Genomic DNA, 20,132 nt, shown 5'->3' with positions numbered 1-20,132 from the left:
TCAAAACTGCATATAATTTAGTATTAGATTTTATATTATGTATGTATTTCAGAGCTTTACTTTCACATTTGTAAAGGAGCATAATTCATGGATGAAATCGATAAGAAAATAACCCTATTATTACAAGAAGATGCCAGAATGACAATTACAGAAATGACTGAGCACCTACACCTCAGCCGTCCTAGTGTTACCGAAAGACTAAAGAGGTTACAAGATACTGGAATAATTGAGAAATATACCGCACGGATATCACTTGATACTATTGGAAAATCAATTCAAGCATTTTTACGAATCGAAAATTTAAAGATTCCATGTAAAAAATTTGAGGAGAAAATATACGAAGAACATAGAATACTTGAATGTCACCGAGTAACAGGTGAAAGTAGCTATTACTTAAAAGTAGCAGTTTACTCTATGAAGGAATTAGAGGAATTAATTGATATCGTTATACCATTTGGAACAGTCAAAACTTCGATGATTTTATCTTCACCAATACCATATCGACCAGTAATCACAGATTAAATAAAAAAGGATTGATCAAAAGATCAATCCTTTACTCTACTTCATTTAAGAAAAATAACGTTATAACGCCAGGTCCTGTATGTGCACCGATTGCTGCGCCAATTGTATTTACGATAAATACTTCACAGCCAAATCTTTCCGTAATTAATGCTTTTAACGCTTCAGCTGTTTCTAAATCGTCACCGTGAGTCATGCCGATTGTTTGACCTTTAAGGTCTTTACCACGTTCTTCCATAATATCAACGATACGGCTTAATACTTTCTTTTTCCCTCGTACCTTTTCAAGTGGTACAAGTTTTCCTTCTTCCACGTTTAAGATCGGCTTAATATTTAACAAACCACCAATAAAACCAGCTACTTTACTTAAACGTCCACCTCTAACAAGGTACTGCAAGTCAGCTACTGTGAAGATATGTTCCATATGGTTCATTAGAAAAGCGACACGGTTTAAAATATCTTCTTTTGATGCGCCATCTTTTGCCATTTTAGCAGCTTCTAAAACGACAAGCCCTTGACCAAGCGAAGCACATTTCGTATCAATAATTTCTAAATCTAAATCTGCATATGTTTCTTTTACTTCCTCTTTAATGACAACTGACGATTGATATGTACCAGACAGTTCAGATGAAAAAGCTAAATATATACAAGAATTACCTTCTTTTGCATAAGAAACAAATTTTTCTTGGAAAGTTTCAAGTGAAGGCAATGACGTTCTATAAACAGCGCCTTCTCTCATTTTTTGCAATAATGTAACTGACTCTAATGTTACTCCATCTAAATACTCTGTTTCTGCCTCATCATATACACGGAGTGGAATTAAATCAATATCATATGCTTGCAGCAATTCTACCGGTAAATCCGCCGCACTATCCGTAATGATTTTAACACCCATTTTTAAACCTCTATTCTGTTATAAATATAAAATAATAAAATAAAAATAGTACTTTTAAATTATATACGTAAAACTTAAATGAAGAAAGGAAAACACTTTATATTGTATGCACTATTCTTCAAAACTTGAACTATTAATGAAAATCATGTGATTCCAACCACTTTTTTTTCTGATATTATATTCGATATAATGAAAATAGCACAAGTTGTCCGAAGGAGGATGCACATGAGTATTCAACTGGCTACATCTAATGATCTAGAATGGATTAATAATCAATATGAATCGATAGGATTTGTACGAAGTGATTTAAAGAGAGATACAGTTGCAATTATTACATATAACAATGAATATGCAGGTGTTGGACGGTTAGTCCAAATAGATGAAAATACTTTAGAAATGGGCGGGATTTTTATTCTCCCTAAATTTAGAGGGCTACAATTAGCTGGGGAGCTTGTTTCTTTTTTAGTAGAAACTGCAAAAAAATCACAAACACATAATATATATTGTCTTCCTTTTGAGGAATTAGAAAACTTTTATAAGAAATATGGCTATACTGAGGTCAATACTACGAAAGAAGTTGTCCATCCAATTATTCTAAAAAAATATAAATGGTGCTTGGATAATTATGATAAAAATGTTTTATTATTTAAGTTGTGAGTTTTCTAAAATAGCATTTAATACTCGCTGTATTTCACCTCATATTTTAACAAAGATTTATCACCTTTTACCTAATTTTAAAGCAATACATCGTAATTATTCTCCCTCTCTCATACACGTTAGTTAACTTGTTTGCAAACTTGCTAGCACTTTGTAATTCCCATAAAATTACGCTTTATTACAAATAATAACATCGAACTACTTGATTGGAAGGTGGTTATTTATATAATTCGTACACGCACATCCTGTTCTTGTATTACTTGAATGATTAATTCTAATACAATATTTTGAATTAATTGATACATGTTATTATGAGATGCACTTTGTTCTACAATATATTCAATACGTTGAGAAATATAGCCTTCCACATGTAGATTACCTTTTTTCACTGTAACTATATTATGTCCAGTCCTTATTTTATTAGAGAATACAATTTCATTTTTTGTTAAAATAAGATCCTGTGATATTTCTCTAATTCCAATTACTTTTTCTTTAAATACCACCTTTTCTCTTAAACTAATTTCACCTTTATATCTACCAATTTCTATCGGTAATTTCGCTACTATATAATTATGTATTCCCTCTTTAATTTCTTTTTTTGATTGTATTTTATGGATAGGAATCCACAAAGATTTCTCTATCCACTCTTCTTCAATATTATCTTTATTCTGCTGACTAGAAAGCTCTAAAAGCATTCTCTGATCATAAAGATTTGAAGAAACTAAACTACAATAAACTTCTTCATAATAATTATTTACAGTCGCTGTTAGCTTTGCATCTAATTCGCAAGACTTTTTATTTTTCTCATTTTGAAATACATATACTTCTTGATTTTTATCACTTATATTTGGGGAAGTTGAAAAATTAGTTATTTCCGAAATAATAAAAAATGGAATTTTCACTGTCATAGAACGTATTAAACCCCCTTTTTCTAATTTAGGAACTAAATTACCCTCTATTTTTACCTTTTGGCTATAATTCTCTTGCGTATCCAGCTTTTCCACTTTGTAAATTTTATGCCCCATATCAATACCAATCCATGGCTTTTTCATCATCATCGCCCCCAACTAATGAATTTCGTAAAGATATGCGTCCTTCTGCACACACCATTCTCCTCATTATATATGTTCTACAATAAAAAAAGACATTGTCTTCTTTATCGAAGACAATGTCTTTTTCACTAGGCTTGTACTTGTTGTACTTGTAAAACTTTCAATGTAAGATCCAATACAATTTTTTCACGCAGTGTATCAAACGCATCGTTTAAAGGTGTCGGACATGGCGAAAAGTCTAGTTCGAAGAAATTAGCCGAAATCAATTCACAATATGGTTGTTCATTATAATAAACTGTGTTTTCAAAGAAATTTTTGTCCAAACGAGGCAAATCTCCATTCTTAGGGTTAATGAAATGAGAAGCTGCATCTGAAGAAGAAGCTATTAAAGGTGACGTAAAAAAATCATCTTCTGTTAGGTCCGCAAATCCAGTAAAATTAACATTTGCCACACGATCAAATAAAGGTGCATTGCATCCGGTAGCTGCATATTCTATATTTTTACGAATATAGCCTTCTACGAATAATTTTGCTCTAGTAACTCGGCGGTAATTTGTCCCCCGTATAGGTGTAAACGCTACTGGAACTAACTTGCATTGAGTTAAAAATACATTTTTCAATACACGTTTAATTTCAACAGCTGGAGGATCCAGCGGAATATTAGCTTCTACAACAATTTGTACTGTTCTCTCAGCTAAAACAACTGGTACTTTTATTAATGCATTTCGTGCAACAATAGGTTCTGCCGCCTCACTCGATAATGGCGTTTGTGTTTGTGACTCAACTTCACATGGTACATTAATCGGACATTCTTCACTCATATTTTATAGGCTCCTTTATATAGAGGTCTCAAGTTTTTTAACTCTCTATACTATATATGAATTTGTTCTATTAACGTGTGGTTTTCTATCATAGTTACTTTCATCATTTACATAGAACGGGTGTAATTTTCTTTTGATAGTTAAACACACTCAAATTAATAAACTGTGCCTATACAAATATGAACCTAGATAAAATCTAAATTTCTTAACTTTTGTCATAAAAAAATAGTAGAATCCCAGAATAATTTTTTAAAAGGGCTATTATTACATCTAATAACAGATCTATCCAGTATTAATAATTTTCCGATTAGAATTAATACCCACTTCATCTATTATCCACAAAATAAGTATCATATGCCTTATCAAAATCATAACCTAGCTTTTCTGCTAGTTTTGCAGATGTAGTATTCGCTGCATCCCAGTTTGGATATATGTCTTTTTCTAAACAATCCAATATAAGAGCTGCACTAACTACAGTCGCCAATCCTTTTCTTCTATGATTGTAATCAGTCGCAACTTCAATTTCAATCCCGTCATCATAAATACTATACGAGGATGCACCGCATACAACTTCTCCATTATATAAAATGCTATAACCTACACCTCTGTTTATATAATCTTCTACCGATTGAAATTGACCTATAAAATCTTCAGAAAGATTGTGTAATGTAGGATTATTAGCAATATGCTCATCTATTCTCCTTAACTCATATCCTTTTGGAAGTGTCGATATAAAAGATTGTAATTTTGGACGATTAAAAACTTTTGAATTTCGTTTGAACTTATAGCGTAAAAACTTATCTATTTTTCTTTCATAGAATGTTTCTAAACGCTTTTTCCACTCTTCACTATTTACGATAACTAAAATTCTTTCAGGAATATTACGTAATAACTCTTCTGTTTCTTTCACATTTGGGTCTCCAGCGTAGAATGTGAAAATCCCTACCGTAATTTGCGCTACTGTTGGATTTTCAAGATTATTTACCCAAGCAGTACCCATATGCCCTTGTAAATAAGAAAGTAAAACTACGCTATTGAAATCTTCAAACATAGAAACTAATTTTTTTCTTGTATGTATATTCGCTTCATATATCATTTACATTCCCGCTTTCTATAAAATCAATCTAATTTTAAATCTTTAAGAATCAACTTATATAATTTTTTTAGTCAAACGTTTATTGGTCATATAAGCAAACACTTATCAAACTAAAATTTTATATAATTATAAATTATTCGCAAATATAAAATTATTATAACATCTAATAAAAAAAGAATACTTCACTTTTCAACTTTCGAATATACATCTTATTATTTAAATGAAATATCGCAGGCGTAGTTACTGATGTTTGTGTTGCATTCCCCCGTGCCGTCAGCTGTAAAGGCAGATTATGAAGTGTTTGTTGTAACCGATGCATCTGGAACTTTTAGTAAACAAGTTGCTGATGCTACCCTAATGCGCATGGCTCATAGAGGAGTCCAACTAATGAACTGATTCAGCGCTGCAGCAGAATTGCAATGTGACTGGCGAAATGATATTGAGGGATTTGGAACTTTACTTGCTAAACATCTTCCTAGTTACCAAAATATCATCGGAAGCTATATGGCAGCTCAAAAAGAATTTAGTAAATAATTCAATTCTTGATCAAACATCATATCAATTTTGGACAACTATACAAAAACGATAAAGACCGCTAAGAGCTAATTACATAATAAAAAAGGGCTACTTAAATAGCCTTTTTTTATTTATTTTACCTATATTATACGTTCCGCCCTCACTATATTTGGATTACTTAAATAGTATTTTCCTAGCTTCACTAAAATGATTTAGTTTAATAAACCGTACCATAATAGGAAATTACGCATACCTATTAATAAATAACTTTCATATTAACAAAGTGATTATTTCGATATTACGATTCACCTCTTATATGTAAAAACCCTCAATATAATGTCAGAGGGTTAATCAATAAATATGTTATAACTCATTTTTATAAATAAAAGATTCCGTCTCACCGTTATTATATACTTTAGTCAATTTAACAACTGACTTGTACGTACTATCGTCTTCCTTTATCATTTTTTTCAGCTCTTCTATTTCGGCATCACCAGTTCCACTCTCTATTTTTAAACAGTTCGAAATGGAAAGATATCCGCTTGATGCCAATATAAAAATAAAAATTGCATCAGGAAAATTAATAAATAACAATCCGTAGTTTAAAGGATCTCCAGCTGGATGCGATAAAAGCAATCGAAAACCTAACAGTTCAGGTACTTGAACGAAATCTCTAGAAACAATCGCCTCGCCTACTATAGTAATTTGCTTTACTACATTCCCAAGTTCATCTGTAAATTCAGTACATCTAGGTGGATTAATTGTTGTTGCTTGGAAAGACACATTTAATTCCGGATTATTAAAATCGAAATAGATTGTACTCCCCTCCGTTAAACATTGCGGGCAAACATTTGCTAGCAAGCTAAAGTCCTCTTCAATATATTTAGCTTTCGATTTGCAACTACAAACTTTCCCTATTCGGATTGCATCAATTTTTGAGCAATCTACAAAAATAACCTCACTGTCTTCTTGTACGAATGATACAATCCCTTTCATCGCATTAAATGAAAGAAAATAGGATACAACGATTTCGTTTCCTGCTATTACAATACTTTCAACTTTAGTATACGGTTCTAGACTTTGTAAAAATTCACATATACTATTTTGGCAACATCCACAATCACGTTTCGGCTCACAATCCACTTACACTCCATCCCTTCTCTATATAGAATAGCTACTACATATATATGAGAGGAAAATAAGAAAAGCTTGGACAATATAACTTTAACGTAGCATTATCGTTACCTATTCATACATTAATATGGAAATTACACCAATTATGAGTAAAGACACATATTTTTTACTATAAATACATATAACAATTTCATCTTTCATGAAAAAAACGTTATAATGAAGTGTAGCCTCTACGATTACGTTATAAAGGAGATTAAAACAATGGCTAAAATTAAAGTATACCAAGTAAAAGAAGAAAATATGGAAGCAGTAAAAAACATCATTGATGTTGAGGAACAAAACCCAACTGCTGAAAACTTACAAAATCTATACGCATGCGTATTAGAAACTGAAGATATGGCATTGCCTGAATCATACATTGAAGAAGATATCTTAATCGATTCTATGGAAGTTATGGTTAACGCATCTCAAAACAAACTAAGAGACTTAGGTACATATGATGTAATCGAAGTTCAAAACAAAGGTAAGAAAACACAAGTTTTATTATTAGCAGACGAAGAATACGAAATTATCGAAGGCTAATCTAAATCCGTACATACGAAAAAGCTCCTTTCCAATTCAATTGGAAAGGAGCTTTTTCATTACGCTTTTGATGTTTCACTCTTTTTATTCGTTTGTTGTTTCTTAATTACCATGCGCTCATTTCCCATAAAGAAAATGAATATGAATGCTAAACCAGCTGGTAGCAATGCCCACATAAATGTTTGAACGATTGAACTAGAAAGAGCTTCAATAATCTTATCTAATATTTGCGGCGGAATTTGAGACCGTGCCGATTCTGATAAAATAGCCCTTGAATCCCCTATTGCGTTTGTATTCATTCCCCCGCTCATACCTTTAAACGCTTCTTCTAATTGAGCTTGGAAACCAGTTCTTTGGATCATTCCAAAGATTGTAATACCAAGTGTCATACCTAATGAACGAATGAAGTTACTCGTTGAAGTCGCAGACCCACGCTGCTCCATACCGAAGTTATGAATAGCCGCCATACTTAGTACAGAGAATGAGAATCCAACTCCAAATCCAATAATAATCATATAAATCGTTAATAATACACGACTAGTTTCCGGCGTTAACGTACTTAATAAGAATAATCCGATTAGCATAATAACAGCCGAGATAATCATAATGTTTCGGTAGCTAAGCTTTGTCGTTAAAAACCCGCCTAACTGCGCTGTTACGACTGACCCTAACATCATCGGTAAAAGTAATAATCCTGAGTTTGTCGCGCTGCCACCGTATACCCCTTGAATAAATAACGGAATATACACAGTTGCTGACATAAATGCAGCACCGTAACATAAAGCAATAATTGTACTCATTCCAAATAAACGTTGTTTAAACATCTCAAATGAAATGATTGGTTCTTCTACTTTTCGTTCAATACATATAAATGCGATGATTAGAATAGCAAATCCACCAAATAAACTTAAAATAAAACTAGAATCCCAATCATATTTTTGTCCGCCAAGTTCAAGCGCAAACATTAAACAAATTACTGCACCAACTAAAGTAATTGCGCCAAACCAATCAATTTTTTGCTCTCTATGAACTCGTGATTCTTTATAAAAGAATGTAATAAAAATAAGTGCTAAAATACCAAGTGGTAAGTTAATATAAAATACCCAATGCCAGCTAATGTAATCTGTAATATATGCGCCAAGTAATGGTCCGAAAATACTTGATAAACCAAATACCGCTCCGAATAAGCCACCCATTTTCCCGCGCTTTTCAGGTGGGAAAATATCAAAAACGATAGTAAACGCGATCGGCACTAATGCCCCGCCGCCAATACCTTGAATGGCACGATAAATACCTAACTGTGTAATATTTTCAGCAGTACCACAGAGTGCCGAACCAATCATAAAGACAATTAAACCAAAAATAAAGAATCTCTTTCTACCATACATATCTGATAGTTTACCGAAAATCGGCATACCTGCCATTTCTGCGACCATATAGGCAGAAACGACCCATACAAAGTTTTCAAGGCCTCCTAAGTCACCAACGATTGTTCCCATCGCCGTTACGACAATGGTATTATCCATTGATGCCATTAAAATACCTAGCAATAAGCCCGCTACAACAAAGCCAAGCTTATTATTCTTCTCAACCATATCTCTTGCTCTCCCTCATACTACTTATATTTGTTTATGTTCTTTTACAATTGCATTACCTTTTTGGTTAAAACTAGTATGATATTCTACAACACTAATTTCACACCCAGGGCCAATCGTGATGTTGTTTCCTCTTACAACTTCAGCAATCGTATGTTCTAAATAAATATCATCTCCTTCAACAATTGAAGTTTGGAGGTTTCCAGCATGACTAGTAAAAGGAATAAATCTCGCTTTTTTACGAACTGTAATTTTTTTACCACCAATTTCTCTTACCTTACTTCCTTCATAACGAAGTGAGATTTGAATATTTTCGGCATTAAGTAATCCATCGCTTTCAAGACCACCAGTTAACGATAAATCTTCTACTTCAATATCTCCCTTCACATTTAAAGCACCTTTGACGTCTACGAAATCACCTGAAAACTTCCCTGTAACATCTATCATACCTCTAACTTTTGTTTTTTCAATATGAGCATCACCATGAATTTGTGTATTACCATATACTTTTACATATTCGGCTTCTACATTTCCTTGTACTTCACTATCTCCATACACGATATAATTTTTAACTTTCATATTACCGCGTACATCGCTCGTGCCATATGTTTTAAATTCATTACAACTCATATCATTCGTAATTGTTCCTTCACCGCGAATCTTCACTTTATTATAATCTCCGCCTGCTGAATTTCCGGAACCATTTACTGTGAGACTATGTGGATGTTCCATACTGATTTCTCCCTTCCGTTAAACCTGCTTAATTTCTTTTACATTTGCATTTTTATCAACAGTAAGAACACCGGTATATTCAATCAGTTCAATCTCACAGTTTGCTCCTACTGTAATATTGTTTCCTCTTACCGTTTTTATGTGAGCATAATCAATATCGATATTGTCACCTTCTAACAGTTCGGCTTCTAACTGCAAACCAAATACTGTTTTAAAAAGTCTACTAAAAGCACTTGATCTATGTTTTACTTTAATCGTTTGACCACCGATTTCTTTCGCTCTACATGTACCATGAATGTTTATATTTATTTCATCTGCGCTTAATAAACCACCAACTGTAAACTGTCCTTCAGAAGAAAAAATATCTACTTCACAATTACCATCAATTGTCGCTTGCCCGTTGATTTTAAATTCTTCACCAGTTACATTTCCACCTATCGTACCTTTCCCTGCAATTTTCAAACTGTTTGCCTTCACATCTTGAGTAATGGTAGCTTTCCCATCAATTCGCATCGTTTCGGCATTAACTGTTCCATCAACTTTACCAGATCCGCTAATTCGTGCACTGCCACTTTTCAAATCGCCAGTAACTGCACCGTAACCATTACATTCAAATTGCTCACATTCAACATTTCCATTCACAGTTCCTTTTCCATTTAGTTGAACTTTATGAAATTCACCACCATTCGATGAACCGTAACCGTTTATAATTAAATTTTCTGTATGCATACTTTCTCCTCCGCTACAACAGTTTAGTTTTTAATGCTTCGATATATTTCATTATCAATTCGCGTAAAACAATTTTTGTTCCCTTTTCAAAAATTAAATCGTCCACGTTTGAAACTAATAAACATGTAGAAATCCCTAACTTTCGAACAATGATTAAGTCACAAGTTTTATGTTTCATTGCTTCATAATTTTCACGTAAAACTTGCAGAACCATTTTTCCTTCTTCTAAACTAATCTCTCCCGATTGTAATAATTCCTCTAACATATACACATAAAGAATATCTACAAATTGAAACTCTGTTGTTTTATTCGTTTGTTCTATGAAGAATTGTAAAACTGTTTCTGATACAATCCCTTTACGTAAGAGGTCTTCCTTTGTTAAAAGGATTTCTCTCACACTCGGTGAAAACATGTTCGCTAATTCATCTAGTGATAAATCTTCTTTCATTGTTTGAATTTTATCAATACGCTCTAATATCTTTTCTTTCGGAAAAAATGTCTCTTGACCTGTAAACGTTGATTTTCGTACAAACCAATCTTCCGGAATTAAATTTTTTCTCTTCCACCTATATAACTGTCCATACGAAATGCCAGTAAGTTCTAATAAATCTTTTTTTGAAATCAAATCTGTACTCAACTGTATAACACTCCTTCCTGATAACAATGTAACATAACACTGTTACGCTGTAAATAGACGTTTATCAAAAATAGCGTAACAGTGTGTAGAACAAGCCTATTCTCACATACAAAAAAGGCTCTCACACATCTTATGCAAATGCGCAAAAGCCCTTATATATCAAGATTTAAACCAAATATTATAAAAATCAATCCAACCTTGTGAATTAATCATTATATTTTGTACTTTTTCATGTGTACTTACCTCTTGTTTGTTACGATATAAAGGAATAATATGAATTCGACGTAACAATGTGTCCTCAATATCGCGTAACAATGTAATTCGTTTTGCTAAATGATTTTCTGTAAAATAAGGCTCCAATACTTCATGAAAGTTTATATTACTATGTTGATAGATAAAACTATTTCTTGTAAGAAACATGTATAGAAAACTATCTTCTATCCGTTCACTAATTGTTGCACTATCATGCATCATATCAGCCTTTTGTATCGTACTTATTTGCAACAGCTCTTCTATCTCAAGAAAATTGAGTTCTATATTAACTCCAAATTTCGAACACTCTTTTTGTATCCAATGCGTATCCTCAACATGATCTCGCCCTTTAAATGTATAAAGTTGTAACACTTCATTATGATACGCGCTTCTTTTCATTAAACTTTCTATTTCATCCTCAGTCTCTACAATGCTGTCACTAGCTAATTTTAGTTTCTTTGCCGCTTCTCCACGTTCTCCGCCGAGTTCTTGAACGATTGTATGGCCATGAATGATTTTATATAACGCTTTACGAAATAACTCATCTTGCATTGGTCCTTCTTTCGTAAGATTACATGTTATATATGTCACGTTCGATTCAAGCCGCGATAATTCTTTATTATGTTTTTCTTTATCTTTATACTGCGCCTTTACTAAAACATCGTATGTACTTACACTTTGTTCTACATTCCATAACTCAACGCGATCTAAAAAAGGTCTCTCACGAAAATATAAAGGATGACCTTCTAGAATGAACAGATTTTCATTACTTTTATATAATTGAAAAGGCCCTGTTCCAATTAGCTCTCCTGCTTCATCTTCATTCACGATAGAACACTGTTCTGCACTTAGCATATGTAAAAACATTTTATTTTCCGTATGCAATTGAATTTCAACAACATAGTCATCTACTGAACGGAAACTTTCAACGTGTTGTAACATCCATGCGTGTGCATTGTTTTCCACCTTCATAAATCGATTCAATGAATATATAACATCATGTGCAGTAAGTTGTTTTCCATTATGAAAGTGAACTCCTTTTCGTAAATAAAACGTCCATATCTTTTCAGCATCATTATATTCCCAGTGAAATGCAAGTCTTGGCTCTATAATGTTTGTATTACCGTCTACATACACAAGTGTGTCAAATATATGTTTTACCATATGACATTCTGAACGCATTGTAGCGTATACAGGATCTAATGCGATATCTAAATTCATTTGTACTTGCAATCGGAGTACATCTCTCCTCCCTTCAGAGGTCATTTCAATTTTATGACCAAATATAGAATCAACCCAGGAGTGATATTCTCTCTTTACTGACGGAAAATGTGAGCTATAGCGTTCCACAAATATGCTTCCACTTTTCACATCTCCTTTTTTCGTTATTTCTTTTCCTCTATCTAAAATTAAAGACATCGGGTGCTTTCGAAATATTAACTTAGAACGAATCCCTCTGCCGCGACCTGGAAACCACTTAATCCAATTTAACTCATCTAATTTTTTTATAATTAATTTACTATTACGCTCTGTACAAAATAATGTTTCAGATATATTTTGCACTGTTACTTCTAATCGTTCTCCTTCTTTTTTCCCTTTTCCATAAGCAATCCATAGTTCAATGTATTGATCTAAAATAAACATTCATATTCCCCCTAAAAGGTGAAAAATACTCCCTATTGTTTCTACCCTTTTTCCAACTCTCCTTTCATCTTATCATTTCAATATAGAAAGGAGGAAATAATATTGAATCATCTTTTACTACGTTACAATAAACCTATTTTTATTAGACTATGCGGAGAATTATTAACTCGAACAACAGAATCAATGTTAGCCCTTATTATGATTATTTACGTTAATGAAATGTTAAACGGCAATGTAATAATAACTATGCTAATTTTCGGATTACAGCCCCTTTCAGACATTTTGTTTACACTTATTGCTGGAGGAATTACTGATAAATATGGTCGAAAAAAAATCATGTTAATCGGATTATTACTACAAGCTGTTGCAATCGGTAGTTTCGTTTTCGCTCAATCCGTTTTTATGTTTGCTCTATTATATATCATTAATGGTATTGGCCGCTCCTTATATATTCCAGCTCAACGTGCGCAAATTGCTGATTTAACAAAACAAGAGCAGCAAGCAGAAATTTTTGCTCTCCTGCAAACGATGGGCGCAATTGGATCTGTAATCGGCCCTTTAATCAGTGCAAGTTTTTATAATACTCACCCAGAATACTTATTTATCGTGCAAAGTGTAACGCTTACGATATATGCCATAGTTGTTTGGACGCAGCTCCCAGAAACCGTTCCGCTTATCAAAAAGCCCAAACAAACAGTTGACTCAAATTCTCCAAAACGATTCTTTTTGAAACATTACGCCATATTTGGACTTATGGTCTCTACGCTTCCTATTAGCTTTTTTTATGCACAAACTGAGACAAATTATCGTATTTTCGCCAAATATATATTTTCAGATCCCGTATTCATACTTGCATTCATTTCAACATGCAAAGCCATTTTGGAAATCATTCTACAAATCTTCCTCGTAAAATGGTCGGAACGATTTTCTATGGCGAAAATCATCCTTATTTCTTACGCCTGCTATATTATGGCTGCAGTTGGCTATAGTTACTCAACGACGATGTTGTCATTGTTCTTCACATTATTCTTTTTAGTCATTGGAGAAAGTATTGCTTTAAACCATTTATTACGATTTGTTTCAGAAATTTCACCTCATGATAAACGTGGTTTATATTTTTCAATTTACGGTATACATTGGGATATATCTCGAACGTGTGGACCAGTTATTGGTGCAGTTTTATTAAGTAAACTAAGTGGTAGTATACTTTTTTATATTTGCGCTTGCTTCTTATTAGTTGGGGGCATCGTTCAAGCACTGTTTGTTCAACATTTGGAACGTAAAAAAATTGTGAACCATCCTACACATAATTTATAGGTTACTACTTTTTCAGTAGGTCAACATTCCTTATTGGATGAATACTAAAAAACAAAAGTGAAGTATTTCGCATATGAAAGCATGTTTTATATGACAGGAGACGTTCCTTGTTTACAACTAAAAACACCTCACTTAAAGAAAGTGAGGTGTTTTTGAAATCACTTAGTTTTTTATCCCGCCATTTTATTAATACTATCCTCTGGTGAAAATACCGAAATATGATCTACCTTACCAGTCGATTTTGGAATGACAAATTTCAACTCAAATTGGTTATTTACTTTATATACATATATTTTGTCTTCACTATTCCCTTTAACTGAAGATGGTTTTCCTAATGCTTTTTCAATTTCTTGTAATGTAATTGATTTTAGTTCTGCATGATACGAGCGTACATCAAAAACTTGTGACCCTTTATTAAATCCGAAAACAACATTTTTATTTGTAAAAGTTGCGTACATTCCATTCCCTGCATGTTCGGTTTTATTCGCTTTCCCCCATGCCTTTTCTATCTCTTCAATATCCCCTGTATGGGCTGCAAATGGTACATCGGGCACTTTTCCTTCTTTTGCTAGTTCAAATAAATCTTTAACGTGGTTAATTGATTTTTGATTAAGTGTTGCATTTTTCAAATCTGGCTCAGTTGATGGTTTTGTTGGTTTTTCATTACTTGGTTTTGCTTCAGGATTTTTCTGTTCTTCAGAAGAATTATTTTGTTCATTTTTATTATTTTCCGAGGTTGGATTTGTTTCCTTTTTTTCGTCTGTCCCTTTACATGCGACTAGTGCAAACGTACATGTAAACGCCAAAAATAACATAATTATTTTCAAATACATTTTCATCATTTTTACCCCCTATTGCATCTTATTCATTTAGATAACCAATCCATTACATTACTTTTCAAATTGTGTTTGTTCCAAAAAGTCAGTGCTTCACTCTCTCCAAAAGCTTGTACTATATATGTTGCAAAAGCTGTTCCCAAAAAATAACCAAGTCGATTATATCCGAAATAACTACCTCCTGATAAACGGAACCATTCTTTCTCTTTTTCATCTGTCCATCCTTCAACATAATCTTGTAAAAAACGTTTCTTTATTTTCACTTCATTTTCTTTATAATATAGTAGCCATGGATCACCATTACTATTATATGAATAGTAAACAGACTCATTTAAATCGTTAACAATTTTTTTTGATAAATAAGTTGCAACACCTTCGCGATACAAACTTACCGATGCATCAGTCCATTCAGCCTTACTCCAATCCATTCCAGCTTGTTGAAGCATAACATTATGATATATATGCCCGATTTCATGAGCCACAATAACGCGAAGATGATTCAAATCTGGAGATAATTTTTCTGCCGCAAAAAATATATCTCCAATGATTTCCCTTTCTACAAATGCATTAGAACCAAATCCTCCAACGAATAAATGAAATTTCATATTTACATCAAAGTTATATTTAGAGCGGTATTCTTTCGTTATCTCCTGGATTATAGTTGGTAATGTTGCTTCGATTATACGTATATCTTCTATTTTTGCGGGATATCGTTTGATGGCATTAGAAAGACATTCTTTTGTTTTGGGACAATGATACTTAAAGTATTCTTCAAATATCTCTGGATGCGAAGTATAGTATTGATTAAGGACTTCTAATTCTAAATCGTCACTTTCCCATAATTTTAAAAAACTTGGAATTATATTGTTAATCATCGTATTCATCTCCTTCTTTAAACCTTCTCTTCTCAACGATAATATCCTCTATCTATAACTTAAAACATGCTGTCACAACAGCTCCTTGAAACAGAAAAAAACCAGTAGGAAGTGATTACTCTTTTCCTACTGGTTGAAATGAAATTAAACGGTAAATCTTAGCTTCTTAAAAAATGTAGCGATAGTGTATTTTACAGTTTCAAAATTATAAGCAAACATGTTATCTCCACTTAATGATGAAATACATGTTAAACCTGCAGCTTTAATAAAAGCTTTTACATCTACAAGCATAGAATTAGCCTCCATGAATTTAATTACAATCATTATAACAGGTGTTTTACGATGCTAACATGAAAGTAATAAATAAATTTCTATTATTAATTTATCCCGCTATTTGCCGGGCAGTAAGATCCCCACCTCAAAATTCAGCGGAAACAAAGAAGTTAGGTTGGGGCCCTGCTGCCCGTAAAAGCTCGATTGGTGAGGGCTGATAATCAGTGGTGATAAACAAAACCCCCACTGATTAAAGTTTCACCTTATTTAGCTTACAGTACACCATTTTAATGTCATATAAAAAAGCTGCCCAAAAAGGGCAGCTTCAAATATGTATATTACACTTCGATTGATTTACCATCTTCAACAATATGATAAAGTAAATGAGCTAAATGATGAATTGGACCATATTCTTCCTCTTCCTCATCTGTTTCACCTTGGTATTCCAGATCATTTAAGTATAGTGCTAAAAATTGATAGTATAGTTTTAAATCAAATCCATAACACGCAGTTGGTTCTTCATGATCTCCTTCATATTGTAACATTAAGTATTGATCATTTCCTTCTGCATCTTCTGCATCAAAGAATACGAAGAAGCCAACGTTTGTATCTAAATCAAATAAATGACGAGTACCTTTTTCAGTTGCTTTATTGAAGTCCTCTTCACTTAATTTATGTACTGTTGTCGCTTTTGCATTATCTTCTTGATGGAAATTTACTGTAAATGATTTCAATGCTGACACCTCCTGATTGTATAATACTAGCATAACATATAAAAAGGACTGCTTACAAATGTAAACAGTCCTTTTATTCATTTCCGCATTGCTCGTAATAAGAAGCTTACGATGAAAATCAATATAATCGCACCAATTAAAGCAGGAATTATTGCAAATCCGCCTATTACAGGGCCGAAACTACCAAGTAATTTCGTACCAATCCAAGAACCGATAATACCAGCAATAATATTACCAATTACCCCACCCGGAACGTCCTTTCCAGTAATTAAGCTTGCAAACCATCCTAATAAACCACCAACGATTAAAGACCAAATCATATGATAACCTCCTTTATATTTAACCAATCAAAATATAATCAGAAACAATTGCTTACCATTAGTTATGTGACATTTTTCATAAGTTATTCATGCTGCTCAACTATAAGATTTTTGAGAATAATACACACCGATTAACCATTTTTTTGAACTAACGATTTATCCGACTTGTTATTACACATATTAAGGACAATCTGGCTTCAATATCGTTCGCATAAACTCTTCTTTAAAAGCTGGATAGTTAAAACCAACAGCAATCCTTTGAATCGGCCGATCATCAAACCTTGTTGTTTCAGCTATTTTTCTAAAGTCTGCTACGCTTTGACCCCGTGTCACATCATTTGTCGTACTAATCCATACTGCCGATTTTTTATATTCGAAAATACTATCATTTATAAATGAGATAAACGGTAGTAAATCGTGTATAGGACTTCCACCAATACCCGGGTATTCTTTTTTATAAAAGTTCTCATAGTAAAAATCAATCATTGGTTTAATGAGTTTCGCCTGCCCAGTTCCTTGTTTATCTATTATATTGGCCATTTCAGGCGTAATAAGCGCTCCCTGTGTTACATTTAACGGATATATGGTAGCGTTTTTCGCATATTTCATAACAATATTTGCTGCAATTGGATCACCATAAAAATTCGCTTCAGATACTGGTGTAACATTACCTGGAAATAGGAAAGCGCCTCCCATTATATAATAAGAACAAATACGATCCATTATATTTGGATACAATAAAAATAACGTTGCAAGTGTCGTTAGTCTTCCTGTCGCCACAATAATAATATCTTCTGGACAAGGTTCGATTAATTTGATTAATTCACAAAAATTTTCTCGTTTACAAATTCTCATTTCAGGTGGAATAATAGGACCTAAACCGTGATCCCCATGGATTTCAGGAAAAAACAACGGTTCTTCAGCTGTCATCGGCCTACTCGCACCTTCAATGATTTTCACCTGTGTAGCATAGTATCTTTCTAAAAAATAAACATTTTCCGTAACGATTTCTCGTGATACATTCCCGTACTCTGCAACAATACCTAGAATATCTAATTTACATGTTTTATTTGCATAAATTAACGCTACGGCGTCATCAATACCAAAGTCTCCAAAAAAGATGATTTTCTTATTAACTATTCTCACCCCTCTTCAACATAATCTACTATTATTATTATGTGAAAAAGACAAGGCGGTGAAACAGCACAAACTAAAAAAGCCGCCTATTTATTGGCGACTTCAATCTTTTTATAAGACAAATATGCTAGTACATTTTTACTTGAATCGTATTTCGGATTATTTCCTTTTCTTGGCTCTCTCATATGTGTCTTTTCAAATCCAGGAATGTCCGGCATTTTTTCCATAAATTCAAGCATTTCTTCCTCAGTACCTTCAATACGTACACGAATCATTATAACTATTCCTCAATTCTCATTTTCTCTGTACTAAGTATATCGTACTTCGGAAAGACTGCAACACATTTATCTTTTTAACGTTGTACTTTTTTTACATATAAACATAACCATTTCAGTATAGAACGACTCTACTTTATTATTTTTAAATTGAATATTAAAATATTCCTTCATTTCGTTTGGTGCTTTCATCATACATTCTGTTAATTTTTCACGCTTTTGTATAGGGACATTCATCATGTCACACCACCAGTCAAAATCAAACTTCTTATCAAAAGTAAGACATGACTGCATTTGCAAACCATTTTTTTCTAATAAAGTAATCCATTCTGTCTTTTTCAAAGCACGTTCATGACTCGGATCTCGCTTTTTTTCTATAAAATTATAAAATGTATCATATTCATTATTTTCTGGTGAAACATTATCTATTAAGATGAATAACCCATTATCCTCCAACGTCCGATTTACTTCATAAATAAATTTCGCTGGATTCATAAAATGATGTGCCGCAATCCGGCATGTAATTGTATCAAAAAAATGGTCTGTAAATGGTAAATTCTCTGCGTTTCCAGCTACAAAGGACACATTTTCATGACCATTCTGCTTTATAAAACCTTTTGCTTTTTCTAACATCTTTTCTGTTAAGTCAAGTGCAACTACTTCTTCAAACATAGGCGCTAACATATTCGCAACATGTCCGCCACCAGTAGCAACATCAAGAAGACGATTATTATGACGAGACTCAACTTGTTGAACTACATACTGTAAGTCCTGTCCTTTAGCATGTATTTTACTATTCACATACTTATCTGCATTACTGCCAAACTGTTTTTTCACAAGCTCTTCTTTACTCATTTTATCATCTTCTTTCTATTGTTAGTTACATATAGAATTCACATAATATTTAAAGTTCTCTTTATGTATTTTTAAATCCTCTTTTCAGCTCACTTCTTATCACACTTTACTATTAAACAAAAAGGTTACGGGAACTTGTCCCGTAACCTGACTACATATCTATTACATTTTTATTGTTTCATATATATCTATATAATATAAATCCTCTTTCAACTTCATAATAACTTCTACTTCGTTATAAGTAGCCTCACGAGCATGTAAACCAAATTGATCCATGCCAATCCATATCCAACCAGGTGTATGATATAGAACATCTATGTTAAAATAATCTAATTTAGTAAGCTCCAATTTAATGAATTTATCTTTATTAGCGATTTGTTTATCTATTAAGCCATATTCTTTTCCATTTTCAAATAGCGATATAAATTTCCCTACAATCGGATGTTCACGAACAATAAAGTGATATTCTTTTTCCTCTACATTCGCCACAATCAAACGAGAATCAGATAAATCAGACCCAAAACTCGACATATTTACTCACCTCCTTTATCGGTTTCATCAATATAATAACAAATGAATATTCAAATAAAGTTAATATAATGTAAAAAATAAAAAAGCTGACTTCTCTTTTGAAGTGAACCCCGAAAAC

23 protein-coding genes and 1 pseudogene are annotated in these 20,132 nt (G+C 32.8%); 5 read left to right on the top strand and 19 right to left on the bottom strand.

All coding sequences use genetic code 11. The features are described 5' to 3' along the window. Window positions 1-87: 87 nt before the first annotated feature. Entirely contained in the window at window positions 88-522 is a 435-nt protein-coding gene (locus COK05_RS16825; RefSeq protein ID WP_098613475.1) for an Lrp/AsnC family transcriptional regulator, read from the top strand. Between the two features lie 31 nt (window positions 523-553). Here COK05_RS16825 and COK05_RS16820 read toward each other — a convergent pair whose 3' ends face one another. Continuing rightward, a complete protein-coding gene (locus tag COK05_RS16820; protein WP_098613474.1) occupies window positions 554-1,414 on the bottom strand; it encodes a DegV family protein in 861 nt (286 codons plus the stop codon). A gap of 225 nt (window positions 1,415-1,639) precedes the next feature. Between COK05_RS16820 and COK05_RS16815 the strand changes: the two genes are divergently transcribed. After that, complete coding sequence (locus COK05_RS16815; RefSeq protein ID WP_098613473.1) at window positions 1,640-2,071, top strand: GNAT family N-acetyltransferase; 432 nt, start codon at window positions 1,640-1,642, stop codon at window positions 2,069-2,071. A 221-nt stretch (window positions 2,072-2,292) separates the two neighbouring features. Here COK05_RS16815 and COK05_RS16810 read toward each other — a convergent pair whose 3' ends face one another. The 3 genes from COK05_RS16810 to COK05_RS16800 form a co-directional block, all read right to left on the bottom strand. After that, complete coding sequence (locus tag COK05_RS16810) at window positions 2,293-3,123, bottom strand: BC_2427 family protein (RefSeq protein ID WP_098613472.1); 831 nt, start codon at window positions 3,121-3,123, stop codon at window positions 2,293-2,295. Between the two features lie 128 nt (window positions 3,124-3,251). Then, on the bottom strand, window positions 3,252-3,944 hold the full coding sequence (locus tag COK05_RS16805; RefSeq protein WP_098613471.1) for a CsxC family protein: 693 nt from the start codon (window positions 3,942-3,944) through the stop codon (window positions 3,252-3,254). A 325-nt stretch (window positions 3,945-4,269) separates the two neighbouring features. Beyond that, window positions 4,270-5,040 carry a GNAT family N-acetyltransferase gene (locus COK05_RS16800; RefSeq protein ID WP_098613470.1) on the bottom strand — a complete coding sequence of 257 codons (771 nt, stop codon included), beginning with the start codon at window positions 5,038-5,040 and terminating at the stop codon, window positions 4,270-4,272. Between the two features lie 227 nt (window positions 5,041-5,267). Here COK05_RS16800 and COK05_RS31030 point away from each other — a divergent pair. Then, window positions 5,268-5,574, top strand: a pseudogene (locus tag COK05_RS31030) (isochorismatase family protein); the annotation flags it as partial. A gap of 345 nt (window positions 5,575-5,919) precedes the next feature. Here the strand turns inward: COK05_RS31030 and COK05_RS16790 are convergent. Then, window positions 5,920-6,699, bottom strand: a complete 780-nt coding sequence (locus COK05_RS16790; protein WP_098613469.1) for a BC_2878 family exosporium-associated protein — start codon at window positions 6,697-6,699, stop codon at window positions 5,920-5,922. A gap of 252 nt (window positions 6,700-6,951) precedes the next feature. Here COK05_RS16790 and COK05_RS16785 point away from each other — a divergent pair, with 252 nt between their 5' ends. Further along, window positions 6,952-7,272: a hypothetical protein gene (locus tag COK05_RS16785; RefSeq protein ID WP_098613468.1), complete on the top strand. Its 321-nt coding sequence runs from the start codon at window positions 6,952-6,954 to the stop codon at window positions 7,270-7,272. 59 nt (window positions 7,273-7,331) lie between these two features. Here the strand turns inward: COK05_RS16785 and COK05_RS16780 are convergent, their stop codons facing one another. From COK05_RS16780 to COK05_RS16760, 5 genes are all read right to left on the bottom strand, one after another. Then, window positions 7,332-8,867, bottom strand: coding sequence for an MDR family MFS transporter (locus tag COK05_RS16780; RefSeq protein ID WP_098613467.1), 1,536 nt, complete (start codon window positions 8,865-8,867; stop codon window positions 7,332-7,334). Window positions 8,868-8,891: 24 nt separating this feature from the next. Next, window positions 8,892-9,599 carry a cytoplasmic protein gene (locus tag COK05_RS16775; protein ID WP_098613466.1) on the bottom strand — a complete coding sequence of 236 codons (708 nt, stop codon included), beginning with the start codon at window positions 9,597-9,599 and terminating at the stop codon, window positions 8,892-8,894. An 18-nt stretch (window positions 9,600-9,617) separates the two neighbouring features. Further along, window positions 9,618-10,328, bottom strand: a complete 711-nt coding sequence (locus COK05_RS16770; protein WP_098613465.1) for a bactofilin family protein — start codon at window positions 10,326-10,328, stop codon at window positions 9,618-9,620. 13 nt (window positions 10,329-10,341) lie between these two features. After that, complete coding sequence (locus COK05_RS16765) at window positions 10,342-10,965, bottom strand: YhbD family protein (RefSeq protein WP_098613464.1); 624 nt, start codon at window positions 10,963-10,965, stop codon at window positions 10,342-10,344. Between the two features lie 159 nt (window positions 10,966-11,124). After that, entirely contained in the window at window positions 11,125-12,861 is a 1,737-nt protein-coding gene (locus tag COK05_RS16760; RefSeq protein ID WP_098613463.1) for an SgrR family transcriptional regulator, read from the bottom strand. 102 nt (window positions 12,862-12,963) lie between these two features. Here COK05_RS16760 and COK05_RS16755 point away from each other — a divergent pair, with 102 nt between their 5' ends. Beyond that, window positions 12,964-14,178: an MDR family MFS transporter gene (locus tag COK05_RS16755; RefSeq protein WP_098613462.1), complete on the top strand. Its 1,215-nt coding sequence runs from the start codon at window positions 12,964-12,966 to the stop codon at window positions 14,176-14,178. 170 nt (window positions 14,179-14,348) lie between these two features. On the opposite strand, the gene COK05_RS16750 is transcribed toward COK05_RS16755, so the two are convergent. The 9 genes from COK05_RS16750 to COK05_RS16710 form a co-directional block, all read right to left on the bottom strand. Beyond that, window positions 14,349-15,020 (bottom strand): YjgB family protein, encoded by a 672-nt coding sequence (locus COK05_RS16750; RefSeq protein ID WP_141539131.1) that lies wholly within the window; start codon window positions 15,018-15,020, stop codon window positions 14,349-14,351. Between the two features lie 23 nt (window positions 15,021-15,043). Beyond that, window positions 15,044-15,889, bottom strand: a complete 846-nt coding sequence (locus COK05_RS16745) for an aminopeptidase (protein ID WP_098613460.1) — start codon at window positions 15,887-15,889, stop codon at window positions 15,044-15,046. A gap of 144 nt (window positions 15,890-16,033) precedes the next feature. Beyond that, entirely contained in the window at window positions 16,034-16,180 is a 147-nt protein-coding gene (locus COK05_RS16740) for a chorismate mutase (RefSeq protein ID WP_098613459.1), read from the bottom strand. Between the two features lie 320 nt (window positions 16,181-16,500). After that, window positions 16,501-16,896, bottom strand: a complete 396-nt coding sequence (locus COK05_RS16735) for a hypothetical protein (protein WP_000834885.1) — start codon at window positions 16,894-16,896, stop codon at window positions 16,501-16,503. Window positions 16,897-16,973: 77 nt separating this feature from the next. Further along, complete coding sequence (locus COK05_RS16730) at window positions 16,974-17,216, bottom strand: GlsB/YeaQ/YmgE family stress response membrane protein (protein WP_098613458.1); 243 nt, start codon at window positions 17,214-17,216, stop codon at window positions 16,974-16,976. 180 nt (window positions 17,217-17,396) lie between these two features. Beyond that, window positions 17,397-18,362, bottom strand: coding sequence for a nucleoside hydrolase (locus tag COK05_RS16725; RefSeq protein WP_098613457.1), 966 nt, complete (start codon window positions 18,360-18,362; stop codon window positions 17,397-17,399). Window positions 18,363-18,439: 77 nt separating this feature from the next. Beyond that, window positions 18,440-18,628 carry a DUF3970 family protein gene (locus COK05_RS16720; protein ID WP_000621879.1) on the bottom strand — a complete coding sequence of 63 codons (189 nt, stop codon included), beginning with the start codon at window positions 18,626-18,628 and terminating at the stop codon, window positions 18,440-18,442. 69 nt (window positions 18,629-18,697) lie between these two features. Next, complete coding sequence (locus COK05_RS16715; RefSeq protein WP_098613456.1) at window positions 18,698-19,483, bottom strand: class I SAM-dependent methyltransferase; 786 nt, start codon at window positions 19,481-19,483, stop codon at window positions 18,698-18,700. A gap of 162 nt (window positions 19,484-19,645) precedes the next feature. Further along, on the bottom strand, window positions 19,646-20,014 hold the full coding sequence (locus tag COK05_RS16710) for a hypothetical protein (protein ID WP_098613455.1): 369 nt from the start codon (window positions 20,012-20,014) through the stop codon (window positions 19,646-19,648). Window positions 20,015-20,132 lie beyond the last annotated feature (118 nt).

Origin of the sequence: Bacillus cereus (assembly GCF_002567495.1) — a bacterium.
GTDB classification, from domain to species: domain Bacteria; phylum Bacillota; class Bacilli; order Bacillales; family Bacillaceae_G; genus Bacillus_A; species Bacillus_A cereus_AQ.
Note: the sequence above shows the minus strand (reverse complement) of the source record. Positions and strands in the feature narration are given on the sequence as shown.